The 17,965-nt window shown below is 61.9% G+C and carries 16 protein-coding genes; 6 read left to right on the top strand and 10 right to left on the bottom strand.

The window, feature by feature from the left end; genetic code table 11:
- Window positions 1-49: 49 nt before the first annotated feature.
- Window positions 50-865 (top strand): rhodanese-like domain-containing protein, encoded by an 816-nt coding sequence (locus K1X80_RS03475; protein WP_200659355.1) that lies wholly within the window; start codon window positions 50-52, stop codon window positions 863-865.
- Window positions 866-881: 16 nt separating this feature from the next.
- Window positions 882-1,742 (top strand): archaetidylserine decarboxylase, encoded by an 861-nt coding sequence (asd, locus tag K1X80_RS03470; protein ID WP_057437374.1) that lies wholly within the window; start codon window positions 882-884, stop codon window positions 1,740-1,742.
- Between the two features lie 126 nt (window positions 1,743-1,868).
- Here the strand turns inward: asd and serB are convergent, their stop codons facing one another.
- Window positions 1,869-3,080 carry a phosphoserine phosphatase SerB gene (gene serB, locus K1X80_RS03465; protein ID WP_115127251.1) on the bottom strand — a complete coding sequence of 404 codons (1,212 nt, stop codon included), beginning with the start codon at window positions 3,078-3,080 and terminating at the stop codon, window positions 1,869-1,871.
- Between the two features lie 133 nt (window positions 3,081-3,213).
- On the opposite strand from serB, the gene K1X80_RS03460 reads away from it, so the two are divergent.
- Window positions 3,214-4,743: an AhpA/YtjB family protein gene (locus tag K1X80_RS03460; protein WP_169989284.1), complete on the top strand. Its 1,530-nt coding sequence runs from the start codon at window positions 3,214-3,216 to the stop codon at window positions 4,741-4,743.
- A 163-nt stretch (window positions 4,744-4,906) separates the two neighbouring features.
- On the opposite strand, the gene K1X80_RS03455 is transcribed toward K1X80_RS03460, so the two are convergent.
- The 6 genes from K1X80_RS03455 to K1X80_RS03430 all read right to left on the bottom strand — a co-directional run bounded on the left by K1X80_RS03455 (window position 4,907) and on the right by K1X80_RS03430 (window position 12,136).
- Window positions 4,907-5,614, bottom strand: coding sequence for a membrane integrity-associated transporter subunit PqiC (locus tag K1X80_RS03455; RefSeq protein WP_057444497.1), 708 nt, complete (start codon window positions 5,612-5,614; stop codon window positions 4,907-4,909).
- A 176-nt stretch (window positions 5,615-5,790) separates the two neighbouring features.
- The gene (gene parC / locus K1X80_RS03450) at window positions 5,791-8,055 is read right to left on the bottom strand and encodes a DNA topoisomerase IV subunit A (RefSeq protein WP_170059980.1); all 2,265 of its coding nucleotides are present in this window, start codon (window positions 8,053-8,055) and stop codon (window positions 5,791-5,793) included.
- 10 nt (window positions 8,056-8,065) lie between these two features.
- Window positions 8,066-8,587 (bottom strand): TIGR02281 family clan AA aspartic protease, encoded by a 522-nt coding sequence (locus K1X80_RS03445; RefSeq protein WP_057437365.1) that lies wholly within the window; start codon window positions 8,585-8,587, stop codon window positions 8,066-8,068.
- Window positions 8,584-9,579, bottom strand: a complete 996-nt coding sequence (locus tag K1X80_RS03440; protein ID WP_057958140.1) for an esterase-like activity of phytase family protein — start codon at window positions 9,577-9,579, stop codon at window positions 8,584-8,586. The genes K1X80_RS03445 and K1X80_RS03440 overlap by 4 nt, the downstream gene beginning before the upstream one ends.
- Window positions 9,579-11,483, bottom strand: a complete 1,905-nt coding sequence (gene parE, locus K1X80_RS03435) for a DNA topoisomerase IV subunit B (protein WP_057437361.1) — start codon at window positions 11,481-11,483, stop codon at window positions 9,579-9,581. Before parE ends, K1X80_RS03440 begins: the two co-directional genes overlap by 1 nt.
- A 44-nt stretch (window positions 11,484-11,527) precedes the next feature.
- Window positions 11,528-12,136 carry a YqiA/YcfP family alpha/beta fold hydrolase gene (locus K1X80_RS03430; RefSeq protein WP_057958139.1) on the bottom strand — a complete coding sequence of 203 codons (609 nt, stop codon included), beginning with the start codon at window positions 12,134-12,136 and terminating at the stop codon, window positions 11,528-11,530.
- Window positions 12,137-12,269: 133 nt separating this feature from the next.
- On the opposite strand from K1X80_RS03430, the gene K1X80_RS03425 reads away from it, so the two are divergent.
- The 3 genes from K1X80_RS03425 (at window position 12,270) to K1X80_RS03415 (ending at window position 15,791) form a co-directional block, all read left to right on the top strand.
- Window positions 12,270-13,160 carry a LysR family transcriptional regulator gene (locus K1X80_RS03425; protein ID WP_057437349.1) on the top strand — a complete coding sequence of 297 codons (891 nt, stop codon included), beginning with the start codon at window positions 12,270-12,272 and terminating at the stop codon, window positions 13,158-13,160.
- A gap of 226 nt (window positions 13,161-13,386) precedes the next feature.
- Window positions 13,387-14,736: an MFS transporter gene (locus K1X80_RS03420; protein WP_309500974.1), complete on the top strand. Its 1,350-nt coding sequence runs from the start codon at window positions 13,387-13,389 to the stop codon at window positions 14,734-14,736.
- Window positions 14,737-14,807: 71 nt separating this feature from the next.
- The gene (locus tag K1X80_RS03415; protein ID WP_120731380.1) at window positions 14,808-15,791 is read left to right on the top strand and encodes a M14 family metallopeptidase; all 984 of its coding nucleotides are present in this window, start codon (window positions 14,808-14,810) and stop codon (window positions 15,789-15,791) included.
- Window position 15,792: 1 nt separating this feature from the next.
- On the opposite strand, the gene cpdA is transcribed toward K1X80_RS03415, so the two are convergent.
- From cpdA to K1X80_RS03400, 3 genes are all read right to left on the bottom strand, one after another.
- Window positions 15,793-16,608, bottom strand: a complete 816-nt coding sequence (cpdA, locus tag K1X80_RS03410) for a 3',5'-cyclic-AMP phosphodiesterase (RefSeq protein WP_057958135.1) — start codon at window positions 16,606-16,608, stop codon at window positions 15,793-15,795.
- Between the two features lie 98 nt (window positions 16,609-16,706).
- Window positions 16,707-17,156, bottom strand: a complete 450-nt coding sequence (locus K1X80_RS03405) for a DUF1249 domain-containing protein (protein ID WP_057437343.1) — start codon at window positions 17,154-17,156, stop codon at window positions 16,707-16,709.
- The gene (locus K1X80_RS03400; RefSeq protein WP_057437341.1) at window positions 17,147-17,764 is read right to left on the bottom strand and encodes an NUDIX domain-containing protein; all 618 of its coding nucleotides are present in this window, start codon (window positions 17,762-17,764) and stop codon (window positions 17,147-17,149) included. Before K1X80_RS03400 ends, K1X80_RS03405 begins: the two co-directional genes overlap by 10 nt.
- Between the last annotated feature and the right edge of the window lie 201 nt (window positions 17,765-17,965).

The raw sequence follows: 17,965 nt of genomic DNA, 5'->3' as shown, positions 1-17,965 counted from the left end.
TTACAATCGCCCTCTTTTATCACCCAACCTAGCGCCCGGGAGACCTCACATGCCTGACTTTTCTGGCTTGCCGCTGGTGATCGAACCCAGCGACCTGCTTAGTCGCCTCGCCGCCGAGCCGTTGATTCTGGTGGACCTCACCAGCACCGCCCGTTATGCCCAGGGGCATATCCCCGGCGCGCACTTTGTCGATCCCAAGCGCACCCAGTTGGGCCAGCCACCGGCCCCAGGGCTGCTGCCGGCCAAGGCCGACCTGGAGAAACTGTTCGGCGAACTGGGCCACACCCCGGATGCCACCTACGTGGTGTATGACGACGAAGGCGGCGGCTGGGCCGGGCGGTTTATCTGGTTGCTCGACGTGATCGGCCACAAGAAATATCACTACCTTGATGGCGGCCTACTGGCATGGCTGGATGAACAGCACCCCGTGTCCACTGAGGTCACCGCAGCCGTCGGCGGCCCGGTCAGCCTGACCCTGCACGACGAGCCCACGGCCACCCGCGAATACCTGCAAAGCCGCCTCGGCGCTGCCGACCTGGGCATCTGGGATGCCCGTGGCCCGCTGGAATACAGCGGCGAAAAAGTCCTCGCGGCCAAGGGCGGGCATATTCCCGGCGCAGTCAACTTCGAATGGACGGCGGGCATGGACAAGGCACGCAACCTGCGGATCCGCCGCGACATGCCGCAGATCCTCGAAGGCCTGGGCCTGACCAAAGACAAAGAAATCATTACCCACTGCCAGACTCACCACCGTTCTGGCTTCACCTACCTGGTGGCCAAGGCGCTCGGTTATCCGCGAGTCAAAGGTTATGCCGGTTCCTGGGGCGAATGGGGCAACCACCCCGACACCCCCGTCGAGATTTAAGGTTTAAGGACAGTTCATGAAAAAGCGTTTGTTTATCCTCAGCCAGTACCTGCTGCCCCACCACCTGCTGTCGCGCCTGGCCGGCTGCATTGCCGAATGCCGTGTGCGCTGGTTTAAAAATGCCTTCACCACCTGGTTCGCCAAGCGCTATCAGGTGGATATGTCCCAGGCGCTGGTAGAAGACGTGACCGCTTACGAGCACTTCAACGCCTTCTTCACCCGCGCCCTGAAAGACGGCGCCCGCCCCCTGGACCCAACCCCAGGCGCGGTGCTGAGCCCGGCAGACGGCGCAGTCAGCCAGCTCGGCCCGATCGAGCACGGCCGCGTGTTCCAGGCCAAGGGCCACAGTTTCAGCGTGCTGGAACTGCTCGGTGGCGACGCCGCCGTTGCCGCACCGTTCATGGGCGGCGACTTTGCCACCATTTACCTGTCGCCGAAGGACTACCACCGCGTGCACATGCCACTGGCCGGCACCCTGCGGGAAATGGTCTACGTGCCTGGGCGGATTTTCTCGGTCAACCAGACCACGGCCGAAAACGTGCCGGAGTTGTTTGCGCGTAACGAGCGTGTGGTTTGCCTGTTCGACACCGAACGCGGCCCGATGGCCGTGGTATTGGTGGGCGCGATGATTGTCGCGTCGATTGAAACCGTATGGGCCGGCCTGGTAACGCCGCCCAAGCGCGAGCTGAAAACCGTGCGCTACGACGAAGCCGCCCGTGCGCCGATCCACCTGGAAAAAGGTGCGGAACTGGGGCGTTTCAAGCTGGGTTCGACCGCTATCGTGCTGTTTGGGCCGGATCAGGTGAAGTGGGCTGAAGAACTGGTGGCGGGAACGCCGGTGCAGATGGGCCAGGGTATCGCGCTGCCAAAAGCCTGATCCGAATACAGCGAAAATCAAATGTGGGAGCGGGCTTGCTCGCGAAAGCGGTGTGACACCTTAGTTGACTGACACACCGCCTTCGCGAGCAAGCCCGCTCACACATTTTTGACCGCGTTCCTGTCGTTATTGACCGTCGCGGTCACGCAGCCCCAACAGATACAACACACCATCCAACCCCAAGGTCGAAATCGCCTGCTTGGCCGATTGCTTGACCAGCGGCTTGGCCCGGAACGCCACGCCCAACCCCGCAATAGCCAGCATCGGCAGGTCGTTGGCGCCGTCGCCGACCGCAATGGTCTGCTCCAGACGCAAACCTTCCTTGTGTGCCAGCTCCTTGAGCAAGTCAGCCTTGCGTTGCGCATCGACAATCGGTTCGACCGCCACGCCCGTCACCTTGCCATCCACCACTTCCAGCTCGTTGGCGAACACGTAGTCGATGCCCAGCTTGGCCTGCAATTGCTTAGCGAAGTAGGTAAAGCCACCCGAGAGGATCGCGGTCTTGTAGCCCAGGCGCTTGAGTTCGGCGAACAGGGTTTCGGCACCTTCGGTCAAGCGCAGGGAGGCGCCGATGGAATCGAGGACGCTGACGTCCAGGCCCTTGAGCAATGCCAGACGCTCCTTGAAGCTGGCGCGAAAATCCAGCTCGCCGGCCATGGCGCGCTCGGTGATCGCCGAGACTTGCTCGCCCACACCTGCGGCCTTGGCCAACTCGTCGATAACTTCGGCTTCGATCAGAGTCGAGTCCATGTCGAACACCGCCAGGCGCCGGTTACGACGGAACAGCGAATCTTCCTGGAAGGCGATATCCACGTTCAGTTCCTGGGCCACGCTGAGGAACTCGGCGCGCAAGGCTTGCGGGTCAGCCGGCTCACCGCGTACGGAGAACTCGATGCAGCCCTTGCCCTGGTCCGCCGGGGTGTCCAAGGGCATGCGACCCGACAGACGGTCGATATGGTCGATATTCAAGCCATATTGCGCAGTGATCGAGCTGACCCGCTGCAATTGTTCAGCGGTGACCTTGCGCGTCAGCAGGGTGACGATGTGGCGTTTCTTGCCTTGGCCGGCCACCCAGTGCTGGTAATCCGCTTCGGATACCGGGGTGAAACGCACCTGCTGGTCCAGCTTATAGGCGGTAAACAGGATGTCCTTGAGCACAGACGACGCCTGTTCGGTATCTGGAATCTCCACCAGGATGCCGAACGACAGGGTGTCGTGGATCACGGCCTGGCCGATGTCGAGAATGGTCACGCCACCCTGGGCCAGAACACCGGTAATGGCTGCGGTAAGACCCGGACGGTCAACACCGGTGATGTTAATCAGGACAATTTCGCGCAAAGCGCACCCCCGAGCTGGAAAAAAACCGCATTCTACCCACTTTCAGTGACCATCGGGCACAGCCAGCGCTTTGCCGGTCTTGGGCCTGTCGCTATACTGCGCGTCAACTTCACGGACCAAGAGCCGAGCGCAAGTGAACCGGCCCACGCCAGTAAAAACCGATAACTTCTTCCTGCTGATCTTCCGGGCACTGCGCCACCGCCGTGTACCGATCGCATTACGCATCGCCAGCCATAACGTGATCCTGGTCGCCCTGGCCCTGGTAATCTACGCCTGCGTGATGGGTTTGCAGTTCAAACAGGCCATGCACGAGCAAGCCGACGCCCTGGGCGAGAGCTTGACGACCCAGACCGCCACCTCGGCGACCGAGCTGTTGGTGTCCAATGACATCCTCAGCCTCAACGTGCTGCTCAACAACCTGACCAAGAACCCGCTGGTGGCCCACGCGGCCATCTACAGCGTGGACAACCGGATCATGGCCGAAGCCGGGCAACGCCCGAGAAACGGCCTGCTGGGTGAGGCCGAAGGCCTGTACCAGAGCAATATCACGTTTCAGGATGTGAAAGCCGGCCAATTGCGCATCAGCCTGGACATGCAACAGTTCCAGCAGCCGATGACCATCAGCCTGCAAAGCATGGGCATCCTCAGCGCGATCCTGCTGGCCTTGGCCCTGGCCTTGAGCCTGCGCCTGGGCCGGCATATCTCCACGCCGCTGATGCAGTTGCGCATCTGGCTGCGCGACATCGACGAACACACCCCGGCCACCGACCGCCAGGATGAGATCGGCGACCTTGCCCGCCAGTTGCACACCAGCTTTGCCCCGGAGCCGGTCATACCTGAAGCCAAGCCCGAGCCGGAGTTCGACGACACCGACTATGACGACGAACCCGAGTTCGAAGTGCGCAACCTGCGCGATCCGAGCTTCGACGAGTCGACGCCGATGGCTGGCCTCAAGCCGGCACCGCGTACGGCCATCAAGGCCGAAGAAGACCGCCTGGACGATGACGATCCGTTTGCCGACCTGCGTGACGAGTCGGCGCCAAGCCCGGTGGTCGCGCCTCGGCCTGCGAGCAGCCAGCCCCAGCACAGCGCGGTATTGGCCGTGCAACTGGGCGCCCAGGAGCAATTGCGCCGCCTGCCACGGGCACGCCTGACCGAGTTGCTGGAACGCTACCGCGATTGCCTGGACCAGGCAGCCTCGCTGTACCAGAGCGAACTGCACACCCTGAACGACGGCAGCACGTTGATGCTGTTCCACAGCGAAGACAGCGGCGAAGACTACCTGACCAATGCCATCTGCTGCGGTGAACTGCTGCGCGCCCTGGGCCATGCCTTGCAGATCGAAGTCGCCGACAGCGGCATCACCCTGCAACTGCAACTGGGCCTGACATTGGGCGATGATCTGTATGGCATGAGCCAGATTGATCTGCTGCTGACCGAAAACGCCCAGGACGCCCTGGCCTTGTCGCAACACAGCCGCAACCTGCTGCTGGTGGAGCGCAAGATCAGCGACGACGCCTTGATCCGCCAACGCGCACGTATCCGCCCGATTGCCAGCCCTGAAGGCGCGTGCTGTGTAGAGCGCTTGATGGAACCTTACCCGTCGATGCTGGAACGTCAGCTGGCACGGATGCATGAGACCCGCAACAAGCCAGCAATGTGACACAGGCTTGTGTGGGAGCGGGCTTGCCCGCTATAGCGCTGGATCAGTCATCAAGTGTCGACTGACACTGCGCTATCGCGGGCAAGCCCGCTCCCACATTTGATCTGCGCCAAACAAAAAGGCCCGCTTACTCAGCGGGCCTTTTATTTGGCTGCGATTCAGGTCAGAACCTGAACACTTCCATATCCGTACGAATCGGCGATGCCATCGGGATCTTCGGCTTTTCCGGGGCTGCCGGCTTGGCCGGCGCCGGGGCCTGCTTGCGCGGGGCCTCGGCAATCGGTGGCTGGTTGGCCAATGGCTTGAGGGCAACCGACAACTGCTCAGCCAAACGCTGCAACAACACGCCCTGGGCCTGGACCTGGGAAGCGGTGCTGCCGGCATGCTGCTCCTGCAGATGCACAATGCGGTTGTCCCGCACCTGGCCACGGCGGTCGATCAGGCGCCATTGCGCGTCAAGGATGGCCGGCTGCGAAGCCCCGGAGTCCAGGCGCGTGATAGTCAGCAACACCTGCACATCCGGCGTAAAGCTGGTGGGCGCCGGCGACAGCACCACACGCTGGCTGTCCAGATGGCCGGCCACCTGGCGCAGCATCAACTGGTTGATATCCGACGACAGGCTACCGGCCCAACGGCCGTCGATGGAGCCTTGCAGGCTGCCATCGTCCTGGCGTTGCAGCAGGGTTTCACGTTGCAGGTAATCGGCAACCACGACCGGCCCGAGCAAGACCGCCATGCCAGCACTTTGCGCAGGCTGCGCCGGATTTCCGCTATCCAGCTGGTACAGCGACACCGGTTGGTGCGTAGTGCAACCCGCCAACCCCAAAAGGCCAGCGAGCATCAAAAATAAAGGAAGGCGTGGAGCAGTCATCATCCCATCCAGGTGGCTGCCACAAGGCAAACCACAATGTAATACTAAAAATAACCTATACGCGCTCAGCCACGCCGGCGCTGGAAAGGCCATATCATCCGTGAATATGCGCCATGACTCCAGCGCGAAAGCGCCGATCTACGCGTTAAATCGTAGATCGGGTGCTCTATATCGCTTTAAGCAGGTGTTTCTACCAGCAAAGCATCCACCCGCTGGAAGCCACGGGGCAATTTGTTCCCGCGGCGTCCACGTTCACCCTTGTAATGCTCAAGGTCATCAGGGCGCAGGGACAGCGTACGCTTACCGGCCTGCAGCACCAGGGTAGAGCCTTCCGGGATCACCGCGATGTCGGTCACGTACTCTTCGCGACTGGCCACCCGCTCCCCTGGGATACCAATGATCTTGTTGCCCTTGCCCTTGCCCAACTGCGGCAGGTCGCTGATCTTGAACACCAGCAAACGCCCCTCGGTGGTCACCGAGGCCAGCCAATTGCCTTCACGGTCCTCGACCGGACGCGGCAGGATCACCTTGGCGTTGTTCGGCAGGCTCAACAGCGCCTTGCCCGCCTTGTTCTTGGCCTGCAAATCCTCGCCCTTGACCACGAAACCGTAGCCGGCGTCAGAGGCGATGACGTACAGCGAGTCATCATCGGGCAGCAATACACATTCAAAACTTGCCCCTGGCGGCGGCGCCAGGCGGCCGGTCAACGGCTCGCCCTGGCCCCGTGCAGATGGCAGGGTATGGGCCGGCACCGAATAACTGCGCCCGGTGGAGTCGATAAACACCGCGAACTGGTTGGAACGCCCGGCTGCGGCGGTCTTGAACCCATCGCCGGCTTTGTACGACAAACCGGTGGCATCAATATCATGCCCCTTGGCGGAACGAACCCAACCCTTTTCCGACAGAACGACGGTAATTTTCTCGTTGGGCAACAGCTCGGTTTCGGTCAGGGCCTTGGCTTCGGCGCGCTCGACAATTGGCGAGCGGCGGTCGTCGCCATAGGTTTCGGCATCTTTGATCAATTCGCTGCGCACCAGCTTCTTGAGCTTGGCTTCGCTGCCCAGCAGGGCTTGCAGCTTGGCTTGTTCCTTGAGCAGCGCGTCCTGTTCGTCGCGCAGCTTCATCTCTTCCAGGCGCGCCAACTGACGCAGGCGGGTGTCGAGGATGTAGTCGGCCTGGATCTCGCTCAGCTCGAAACGCGCGATCAGCTCGGCTTTCGGGTGCTCGGCGGTGCGGATAATGTGGATCACTTCATCCAGGTTGAGATAGGCGATCAGCAAGCCGTCCAACAGGTGCAGGCGACGCTCGACCTTGTCCAGGCGGAACTGCAGGCGGCGGCGCACGGTATTGACCCGGAACTCCAGCCACTCCACCAGCAGGTTGCGCAGGTTTTTCAGCTGCGGCTTGCCGTCCAGGCCAATGATGTTGACGTTGACCCGGTAGCTGGATTCCAGCTCGGTGCTGGCAAACAGATGCTGCATCAGCACTTCGTGATCGACCCGGCTATTGGTCGGGATGATCACGATGCGGCAAGGGTTCTCGTGGTCGGACTCGTCACGCAGGTCCGCCACTTGCGGCAGCTTCGACGGCTTGGCCTGCATCAGCGCGGCAATCTGTTCCAGCACCTTGGCGCCGGAGACCTGGTGCGGCAAGGCGGTGACGATGATGTCGCCATCTTCGATGTGGTACACCGCACGCATGCGCACCGAGCCCTTGCCGGTCTCGTACATTTTCAGCAGGTCGGCACGCGGCGTGATGATTTCCGCTTCGGTCGGGTAATCCGGGCCCTGGATATGCTCACACAGTTGCTCAACCGTGGCCTTGGGCTCATCGAGCAGGCGCACGCAGGCCGTGGCGACTTCACGCAGGTTGTGCGGTGGCACATCAGTGGCCATGCCCACGGCGATGCCGGTGGTGCCGTTGAGCAGGATATTGGGCAGGCGCGCCGGCAATACCAATGGCTCGTCGAGGGTGCCGTCGAAGTTCGGGCCCCAGTCTGCCGTGCCTTGGCCCAGCTCGCTGAGCAGCACTTCGGAGTAGCGCGACAGGCGCGCCTCGGTATAACGCATGGCAGCGAACGACTTGGGATCATCCGGCGCCCCCCAGTTGCCCTGGCCATCGACCAGGGTGTAGCGGTAGCTGAACGGCTGGGCCATCAGCACCATGGCTTCGTAGCACGCCAAGTCGCCGTGGGGGTGGAACTTGCCGAGCACGTCACCGACGGTACGCGCCGACTTCTTGTGCTTGGAGTCCGCGTCCAGGCCCAACTCACTCATGGCGTAGATAATGCGCCGCTGTACCGGTTTCAGGCCGTCACCGATATGCGGCAAGGCACGGTCCATGATCACGTACATGGAGTAGTTGAGGTAGGCATTTTCGGTGAAGTCAGCCAGCGACCGGCGTTCTACGCCGTCTAAGCTGTCTGCAAGGATGTCACTCATGCGGGCCTCATCATTGTCTGGTCTGGCGTAGCAGCAAGGTGCCGCCACGCTGGGTAAATTCAAGTTGTTTCAATGCGCTCATGCCCAACAGCACTTGCTCGCCACCCAGCCCCGGCGCCACCAGGGCGCGCACGTCCTGCAGGACGATATCGCCCAACTGCAGGCGGTCGAGGTGGGTGCGATAGCCCTGGCTGCGGCCGTTGGCGGTGCTCAAGGTCACCGGCAAACCGCGCTTGAGCCCCAGGCGTTCGGCCAACTCGGCCGGCACCGCCACATCGGTGGCGCCGGTATCGAGCATGAAATCCACCGGCTGGCCGTTGATCTGGCCAGTGGCGACGAAATGCCCCTGGCCGTTGCCGACCAGTTTCACTTCGATATAACCCTCGTGTTGCTGTGAGGTGACCACGGCATTGGGGTTTTCCTGCCGCGCCTCCCATTGCCCGAAAAACCGCGTGGCCAGAAACAGTCCGGCACCCCAGGCCACGAACATCAACACCCGCCCGGCACGCTTGCCCGGTGGTTGCGCACTCAAGGCTGGGCGCTCCAGCCACCGGCCGGGGCGGCAAAACGATAGACCATCGGGCGTTTTTCAGCATCGGCCCGAGCGCCGAAATTATTGTCGATGCCAATCCAGGCGCCGTCGGCGTCAATCAACAGGGCTTCCGCCAGGCCGTAGTTCTGGGGGTAACGTCGATTTGGCACCAGGGCCTCATCGGCATACGACCAGCACAACTCGACCTTGGCCGTCACGCTGTCGCGCCGGCAGATCTGGAACGCGTTGCGCTCCAGGGTAAACAGCTTGCCGTTGAACAACGCCAGGTCAGCAAAGTCCTTGGACACCGCCCTGGCCCCCGGAAACTGCGCCGGTTGCATTTCCTGGCCGGCTTCGCTCAACAGTACGCACGGGCCATCACAATCCCAAACGCTTTGCCCGCGCTTGATCGAGATCAGCCCGCGCCGCTCACGCTCGGCTGCCAGCCAGATCTGGTTGCCCTCGGGGTTGACCGCCAAGCCCTCAAACAGGGCATTGAAGTGCAACAACAGGCCACTGGCCCGCGCCTCGCGGACCATGCCAGGGGCAATCTTCAGCCACTCGGGATCACCGCTTGCCGGCACCTGCAGCACGGCCGCATGGGCTTCGCTGACGATATAGCGATTACCCGCGGCGTCACAGCTGATGCCTTCAAAATCCAGGTCGCCGCCGCGAATTACCGACGCCGCCGTGGTGCGTGCGCGCAAGCCCCAGGGCAGGCCAGACTCGGGCACCGGCGGCACGTTGATCGTTACCGTCTCGGCCTGCCAGGTGTCGGCGCGGGTATCGAGGCGGTAGATCTGGTCGTCGTCGCGGTCAGAGACCGTCCACAAGTCCTTGCCACACAAGGCCAGGCCCGACAGGTTGCCGCCGCGCATGCCGTCTACAGGGTGTTCGGACAACAACTTGAGCTCGGCCGCAGGCTGGGCAACCACTGGGGTAGCAGCCAACCCGCTCAACAACAGTATCGCCAGGGCGAAACCGCTGCGCATCAGCCCAATACCTCGGCCAGGTTGCCTTTGGACTCCAGCCAGGCCTTGCGGTCGCCGGCGCGCTTCTTGGCCAGCAACATGTCCATCATTTCCGAAGTGGCGGCATAGTCTTCGAGGGTCAACTGCACCAGGCGCCGGGTGTTCGGGTCCATGGTGGTTTCGCGCAGTTGCGGCGGGTTCATTTCACCCAGGCCCTTGAATCGGGTGACTTGTGGCTTGCCGCGCTTCTTCTCGGCCACCAGGCGGTCGAGGATGCCGTCGCGTTCGGCCTCGTCCAGGGCGTAGAAGATTTCTTTGCCCAGGTCGATGCGGTACAGCGGCGGCATGGCCACGTAGACGTGACCGGCATCCACCAGCGGGCGGAAATGCTGGACGAACAGTGCGCAGAGCAACGTGGCAATGTGCAGACCATCGGAGTCGGCGTCGGCCAGGATGCAGATCTTGCCGTAGCGCAACTGGCTCATGTCCTCGGCGCCTGGATCGACGCCAATGGCCACGGCGATGTTGTGCACTTCCTGGCTGGCCAGGACTTCGCTGCCATCGACTTCCCAGGTGTTGAGGATCTTGCCGCGCAGCGGCAGGATCGCCTGGAATTCCTTGTCCCGCGCCTGTTTGGCCGAACCACCGGCGGAATCACCTTCGACCAGGAACAGTTCGGAGCGCATCGGGTCCTGGCCGGCGCAGTCCGCCAGCTTGCCGGGCAACGCCGGGCCCTGGGTAATGCGCTTGCGCTCGACCTTTTTGCTGGCCTTGAGGCGACGGCCGGCGTTGTTGATCGCCAGCTCCGCCAGGGCCAGGCCCAGTTCCGGGTGCTCGTTGAGCCACAGGCTGAACGCATCCTTGACCACGCCCGAGACAAACGCCGCGGCCTCGCGGGACGACAGGCGTTCCTTGGTCTGGCCGGAGAATTGCGGCTCCTGCATTTTCATCGACAGCACAAAGGCGATGCGTTCCCAGACGTCTTCCGGCGCCAGCTTCACGCCGCGCGGCAACAGGCTGCGGTATTCGCAGAATTCGCGCATGGCATCCAGCAAGCCCTGGCGCAGACCGTTGACGTGGGTACCGCCCTGGGCGGTGGGGATCAGGTTGACGTAGCTTTCCTGGACGCTGTCGCCCCCTTCGGGCAGCCACAGCAAGGCCCAGTCCACGGCCTCCTTGTTACCTGCCAGGCTGCCGCAGAACGGCTCGTTGGGCAGGCGTTCGAACTCGCTGACCGAGTCTTCGAGGTAGGAGCGCAAGCCGTCTTCGTAGTGCCACTCGACCTTTTCGCCGGTGCCTTTGTCTTCAAAACTGACCAGCAAGCCCGGGCACAGCACGGCCTTGGCCTTGAGTACGTGCTTGAGGCGGCTGATGGAGAATTTCGGGGAATCGAAGTACTTCGGGTCCGGCGCGAAGTACACGCTGGTCCCGGTATTGCGCTTGCCGACCGTGCCGACCACTTCCAGCTCGGTGGCCTTGTAGCCATCGGCGAAGGTCATCTGGTATTCGTTGCCGTCGCGCTTGACCTTGACCCGCACCTGCGTGGACAAGGCGTTGACCACGGAAATACCCACACCGTGCAAGCCGCCGGAAAACTGGTAGTTCTTGTTGGAGAACTTGCCGCCCGCGTGCAGCTTGGTGAGGATCAGCTCGACACCCGACACGCCCTCTTCCGGGTGGATGTCCACCGGCATGCCGCGCCCGTCGTCGGACACTTCCAGGGAATGGTCGGCGTGCAGGATGACCTGGACCGACTTGGCATGCCCGGCCAAGGCTTCGTCGACGCTGTTGTCGATGACTTCCTGGGCAAGGTGGTTCGGCCGACTGGTGTCGGTGTACATGCCGGGGCGTTTGCGCACCGGGTCGAGGCCCGAGAGGACTTCGATGGCGTCGGCGTTATAAGAGCTAGCGCTGGGAGTGGCCATGGGGTCTCGTCGTGAGTCGTTCGATTAAAAAGTAACCTGCGGTTTCACAATGCGGTGAAATCGAAGGATTGGTACTGATCTGCACCAATGCCGGCAAAACTCAACAGCGCCGGCAACTGTCGGCCAAAGCCCTGGTAACCGTGGTCGCCGCCAGCCTGGATACGCAAGGCACAGGCCCGGTAATACTGCTCGGCGAGGCGATAATCCAGTGTTTCGTCCCCGGTCTGCAACCACACCTGATAGCGCTGGGCATCCTGGGGCGCTGCAACCTCAAGCTCAGCCAGGGCCGCGACGTGATCGTGGGTCAGTTCCCAGGTTTCATCGGTGTAGAGGTTCGTCTGGGTGCCCAGGTAACCGTCGAACATGCGATGGGGGCTGACCGCCGGGTTGACCAACAGCGCCTTGAGGCCATGGCGTTCGGCAAGATGGGTTGCATAGTAGCCGCCGAGTGAGCTGCCGACCAGCAGCGGCCGCCCCAGCTCGCCGATCGCCTGCTCCAGCTGGACCATCGCCTGGCGTGGGTGGTGATGCAAGGCCGGCACCCGCAGTTGGTCGGCCAGACCGAGACTGTCCATCACGCCCATCAGTAAGCTGGCCTTGGTCGAGGCCGGCGCACTGTTGAAACCGTGGATATACAAGATCGAAGCGGACATGCAGGGCTCTCCGTGCGTTATCAGCCAAAGGGGCGCAGTTTACAGGGAACGCGGGGGTTGTGGGTGCAGCCCATCGCCGCTGGCGGTACTATCGCTGACGCCGCGTTGATGAGCCGCCAGGCAGGAAAACCGCATGCAACTAGAATGGCTTGAGGATTTTATCGAACTGGCCCGCACCCGCAGCCTGTCGCGGGCCGCCGAAAATCGCTGTGTCACGCACCCGGCGTTCGGCCGACGTATCCGCGCCCTGGAAGAATGGGTCGGTACACCCTTGATCGAGCGCAAACAGCCCCTGTCACTGACGCCTTGCGGCGTGCTGTTCCTGGACGCCGCGACACAATCATTGCAACTGCTGACCACTGTCAGGGCGCAATTCAAAGGCACCACCCTGAGCCGCGACGAGCCTGTGCGCATCGCCACCGGCCGGACCCTGGCCAGCGATTTTTTCCCGGACTGGTACGAGTCATTGCACCAGCGCCTGGGCAATTTTGCGGTGTCATTGGTCACCAGCGGGGCGCAAGAAGCGATCAGCAAGTTATCCGCCGGTGAGGTCGACCTGCTGTTGAGCTTTTCCAGCCCATTGACCCAGACACTGCTGGGCGCGGAGCGTTGCGACTCCCGGGTACTGGCCAATGAGGAACTGTTGCCGGTCAGTGCGCCGGACGCCAATGGCCTGCCGCGCCAGCAGATCTGCACCGCGCCCTGCGCCATGAGCATCCCCTGGCTGGCCTTTTCTCCGTCCCTGGCACTGCGCGGCGTGCTGGCCCAGCACCTTGAGCGGCTGCCACAGCACCTGGCGCTGCGCATGGTCTACCAGGCGGACTCTTATGACGCCATCCTGGAAATGGCCAAGCGCGGCAGAGGCCTGGCATGGCTGCCGCGCATGGTGGTCAAGGATGCGCTGGCCTCGGGCGAGTTGCTAATTGCAGGCGGCCCCGAGTTTCACGTCGCCTTCGACGTCTCGCTGCATCGCCTGCACGCCAACCAGAGCGAAATGGTCATGAAGATCTGGGAAGGTCTGTGAACCTGTCGTTGCGCCAACAGCGTTTGCGCTCATAGCTTCTGGCATTGCATCAACTCCAAGATGCGTAAAACCCAATGCCTGTCGGCCCCGTGCCAAAACAGCTCAAACCTGTGCCGAAACGGCAATTGCTGTTCGTGCGCACTTGATTCAATTTCACCCGGGCTTTCACCCATAACAATTAATGCCTTCGATCTCGTCAGGCCGCGCTGCGGTTCGGCGAATCCGAATGCCAACTGTGAAACAGACCCGGTGCACACCCATGACAGTCCCATCATCCGTCTTATCATCGGCACAGGCTCCAACCCAGCGAGGTCCATGGAAGGAGATCGTCGCTGCCAGTGTCGGTAACGCCTTGGAGTTTTATGATTTGCTGATCTACGGCTATTTCGCAGTAGTGATCAGCAAACAGTTTTTCCCATCCGATAACGAAACCACCTCACTGCTGCTGGCCGTAGGCTCGTTTGGCATTTCCTTCCTGATGCGCCCCCTGGGCGCCATCGTGCTCGGTTCCTACACCGACAGGGCCGGGCGAAAGGCATCGTTAACGATGTCGATCATGATCATGCTGATCGGCACCGCAATGATTACCTTTGCCCCGACCTATGAGCAGATCGGCTTGGCAGCGCCGCTGTTGATCATCGTTGCGCGCATGCTCCAGGGCTTTTCTACGGGCGGTGAGTTTGGTGCGGCGACCGCATTCATGGTCGAGCACGCCGATGCCAAACGCCGTGGCTTCTTTGCCAGTTGGCAATTGTCGACCCAGGGCCTGGCGACCGTACTGGCCGCGGGGGTCAGTGCAATCCTCAGCTATGTGCTGTCGGATGTGCAGTTGAACGACTGGGGTTGGCGTGTGGCCTTCGGCTTCGGCCTGCTGATCGGGCCGGTGGGTTTCTATATTCGCACGCAAATCGATGAAACCCCGGACTTCAAGAAAACCGCCGCCAGCACAAAGTTGAAGACGCCGCTGCGCGATGTGTTGGTCAAAGGGCACGTCAGCCTGTTGCTGGCTATCGGCGTGGTGGCCGGGGCCACAGCATTCAACTATGTGCACAAGCTGTACATGCCCATTTATGCCCTTAAACAACTGAACATCACCGCCACCTCTTCGTATCTCGGGGCGCTGATGACTGGCGTGACCCTGATGTTGATGGCCCCGGTATTTGGCGGCTTATCCGATCGCTACGGACGCTTTCGGGTACTGACAATCGCCTTGCTGCTTACCGGGTTTTCGTCCTATCCGATGTTCGCCCTGCTCAACGCCTTCCCCAGCTTTTCTACGCTGCTGACCGTGCAGGCGATTGTCGGGTTGTTGATCGCTGCCTGCCTGGGGCCCATCCCGGCGATGCTTGCCGATATTTTCCCAACCAGCATTCGCGGGACCGGCCTGGCGCTGAGCTACAACTTTTCCGTCACCCTGTTTGGTGGTTTTGCGCCCTTGATCGTGACGTGGATGATCGACGCCAGCGGCAGCAAGCTGGCCCCCAGCTTTTATGTCATGGCGACCATTCTGATCAGCGTACTGGCGATTATCTGCCTGGGCCGACGCATGCGCGGCACCCACCCCGCTGCCCATTAAACAAACCCTTCTTGCTTGTCGCGCGCCAAGCCCGCGCGGCAAGTGCACACCTCGGTCAGTCGGAGACTGAAATGAAAACCCTTGAGCAGGTTCGTGCAGCACTCAAACCCTACCCCGTGGAGGTCCAGTTCCCTGATCTGAGCCAATGGAAAACCGGTAACTGCGGGATCGACTACATACACAGCTTCGACAGCGGCACGCCAGGGCCCCATGTGCTGATCATGGCACTGACCCATGGCAATGAAGTCAGCGGCGCAATCGCGGTGGACGCCCTGTTGCGTAGCGGGGTGCGCCCGCGCCAGGGGCGATTGTCACTGGGCTTTGCCAACATACAGGCCTATCAACGCTTCGACCCACAGGACATTGATGCGACCCGCTTTATTGACGAGGACATGAACCGCGTCTGGCTGCCATCAACCCTCGACGGCCCGCGCGACTCCGCCGAATTGCGCCGCGCCCGGGAGCTGCGCCCGCTGATCGACAGTGTGGATTTGCTGCTCGATATCCACTCAATGCACGAAGAATCACCGCCGCTGATGATGTGCGGTGCATGCGCCAAAGGCCTGGCGTTCGCCCAATCATTAGGCGTACCGGCAACCATCGTCGCAGACGCCGGCCACGCCAACGGCCGGCGCATGCGTGACTACGGCGGATTCGGCGATGCCGCCAGCCCCAAGAATGCGCTGCTGATCGAGACCGGCCAGCACTTTTCGAAAACCAGTGAACGGGTCGCCCTCGACGTGGCGGCCCGCTTCCTGATTGCGACTCAGGCAGTCGTCGAGGCGGATGTATCGACGTTTCTCAGCCAGGAAAAACCTGCAGCCCAGCAATGTTTGCAAGTCACCGACCCAGTGATCGCCCACAGCATGGACTTCAGTTTCACCGATGACTTTCGTGGCCTGGAGCGGATCAGCCACGCTGGCACGGTGATCGCCCGGGATGCCCAGCGCGAAATCGTCACGCCGTATGACAACTGCGTGTTGATCCAGCCTTCACTGCGGCATCTGGGGCAAGGCGTTACGGTGGTGCGGTTAGCGCGGGACTACCGTCAATAGATCAGTAGCCATTGCTACCGTAATCGACGGTGAAGGCAAACCCCTGGACCCGCTCTACGCCTGTTTCCAAGCGTCCATCGGCATGCAAACGCAGCCAGCGATAGCCAGGGGCCTGTTCGCTGACGTTGAAATCCTCACTGCCCGGGGCGAACTGGATACAGGTCGACGGCGACGCCAGCAGGCGCACGCCATGGCGTTCGCGGTCGATTTCCTGGTGCACATGCCCCCACAGCACCGCCCGTACCTGGGGAAACCGGTCGAGGACGGCGAACAGCGCCTCAGGGTTACGCAGGCCAATCGGCTCCATCCAGGCACAGCCGATAGGCACGGGGTGATGATGGAAGCACACCAGGTGATGGCGGCCCGGTGCTTCGCTCAACGCCTGGGCCAAGAGCTGCAGTTGCACATCCGCCAGATAACCCGGCACAGAGCCCGGCACGGCGGAGTCCAGCATAATGACCCGCCAGTTGCCCACATCCACCACCGGCTCCAGCAACGCACTGCCCATGGTGGCCTCGGCCATGACCTGCGGCTCATCGTGGTTGCCCGGGATCCAGCGCGCCGGGGCGCCGACCTGCTGGCTCAGTTCACGAAACAGCTGGTAGGACGCAAGCGTGCCGTCCTGGGACAGGTCGCCGGTGGCCAGCAGCAAATCAATCTGCGGCTGCTGGGCGCGGACCAGGTCAATCACCCGCTGCAGGCTGTCACGGGTGTTCATGCCCAGCAGCGTGCCGTCGGCCTCGGCAAACAGGTGGCTGTCAGACAGTTGCACCAGCAACGCCGGCGCATCAGGGTTCACGATGGATACGCTCGGCAAGGCGTTCTCCCAGGGCGATCACGAAAAATGGACAATGGGCGCAATTATGCTGGGGCAGGATACAAAGAGGAAACCCGTGAAGCAGACGCAGTTCACATCTACCGCACGACTTCAAACTCATGGCCCAACGCCAGGCAATGGCTCAACCACTCGCCGAGGAACACATTGAGCTGGGCTTTCTCATCGGGCTGGTGCATGAACACATTGGGGTAAGGATAGATGCTGCGAAAGCGCCGTGCATGTTCGGCGCTGACTACTTCGGCCATCTGTGCATCGTGATACACCTGCACTTCCAACTGCGGCACCGGCAGCCACGGCAGGCTGTGCTCCTGGCGCACCCGCAGGGTGCTGGTGTAGGGGCAGGTGAGGATCACTTCCAGGTTCAACACGCCGAGCATCTGGTCGCCGTGGGTCACGGCGATCCGGCGCGCTTCGGGCGCGTGGCGCATGTCCGGCAACAGGCGCATCAGCCGCGCGTAGTTAGCCTCGCAAGCGGCTTGCAAGCCGATCAGATCAACCCGGTAGCGTTCCCGTACCTTTACTGCCATAGCCCCCTCACTTCCGCGCGATTAAGCGCAAGCCATTGCAGGGCGATAATGCTGGCTGCGTTGGAAATTTTACCGTCGCGTACCGCTTGCAGGGCATCTTCAAAAGCCCAGACGGTGACACGGATATCTTCTGCCTCCTCGGCCAGGCCATGGATACCGCCGGCACCGGCACTGTCGCAACGCCCCAAAAACAGGTGGACGAATTCGGTGCTGCCACCCGGCGAGGGGAAATATTTGGTGATCGGCCACAGCGCGGAGAAGGTCAGCCCAGCTTCCTCTTCGGCTTCGCGGTGTGCAACCTCCTCCGGTTGCTCGTCCTTGTCGATCAGGCCGGCCACCATTTCCACCAGCCAGGGGTTGTCGGTGCGACCCATGGCGCCCACACGAAATTGCTCGATCAACACCACTTCATCGCGCTGCGGGTCGTAGGGCAGTACACACACGGCATCGTGGCGCACAAAAATCTCACGGTTGATAACCGGGCTCATGCCGCCATCGAACAACTCGTGACGCAGTTGCACGCGATCGAGCTTGTAGAAGCCGCTGTAGGCATTGTCGCGCTGAACCTCTTCGAATCTGGTCGGCGTCGATTTCGCACTGTCGGTCATATCAACCCTCGTTTAATCCGGTGTGTGTCTTAGCATCGCGCCATCCTACAGCGCTCGCGCGCCTCGGTGCAGCCCCTTTGCGGTTGCCGGGACGGGCGGCGGCGGTCACACTCACTGTAATCAGCTTAGTGGCGAACTGACTGGGATGCCGATAGTCGAAGCCCCATATCTTTCGCTCTTCTCCGCTTTATGAAGGACGCC

The sequence above is a fragment of the Pseudomonas sp. So3.2b genome (assembly GCF_019464415.1).
Classification (GTDB): Bacteria; Pseudomonadota; Gammaproteobacteria; order Pseudomonadales; family Pseudomonadaceae; genus Aquipseudomonas; species Aquipseudomonas shahriarae.
This window is presented reverse-complemented; position numbering and strand designations above follow the sequence as displayed.

What these genes read in the sequence shown, in the direction of transcription:
- K1X80_RS03475 (WP_200659355.1), top strand. Translation starts at nt 50, where the DNA reads ATGCCTGACTTTTCTGGCTTGCCGCTGGTGATCGAACCCAGCGACCTG.
- asd (WP_057437374.1), top strand. Translation starts at nt 882, where the DNA reads ATGAAAAAGCGTTTGTTTATCCTCAGCCAGTACCTGCTGCCCCACCAC.
- K1X80_RS03455 (WP_057444497.1), bottom strand. Translation starts at nt 5,614, where the DNA reads ATGACTGCTCCACGCCTTCCTTTATTTTTGATGCTCGCTGGCCTTTTG.
- parC (WP_170059980.1), bottom strand. Translation starts at nt 8,055, where the DNA reads ATGAGTGACATCCTTGCAGACAGCTTAGACGGCGTAGAACGCCGGTCG.
- K1X80_RS03440 (WP_057958140.1), bottom strand. Translation starts at nt 9,579, where the DNA reads ATGCGCAGCGGTTTCGCCCTGGCGATACTGTTGTTGAGCGGGTTGGCT.
- parE (WP_057437361.1), bottom strand. Translation starts at nt 11,483, where the DNA reads ATGGCCACTCCCAGCGCTAGCTCTTATAACGCCGACGCCATCGAAGTC.
- K1X80_RS03430 (WP_057958139.1), bottom strand. Translation starts at nt 12,136, where the DNA reads ATGTCCGCTTCGATCTTGTATATCCACGGTTTCAACAGTGCGCCGGCC.
- K1X80_RS03425 (WP_057437349.1), top strand. Translation starts at nt 12,270, where the DNA reads ATGCAACTAGAATGGCTTGAGGATTTTATCGAACTGGCCCGCACCCGC.
- K1X80_RS03420 (WP_309500974.1), top strand. Translation starts at nt 13,387, where the DNA reads ATGCCAACTGTGAAACAGACCCGGTGCACACCCATGACAGTCCCATCA.
- K1X80_RS03415 (WP_120731380.1), top strand. Translation starts at nt 14,808, where the DNA reads ATGAAAACCCTTGAGCAGGTTCGTGCAGCACTCAAACCCTACCCCGTG.
- K1X80_RS03405 (WP_057437343.1), bottom strand. Translation starts at nt 17,156, where the DNA reads ATGGCAGTAAAGGTACGGGAACGCTACCGGGTTGATCTGATCGGCTTG.
- K1X80_RS03400 (WP_057437341.1), bottom strand. Translation starts at nt 17,764, where the DNA reads ATGACCGACAGTGCGAAATCGACGCCGACCAGATTCGAAGAGGTTCAG.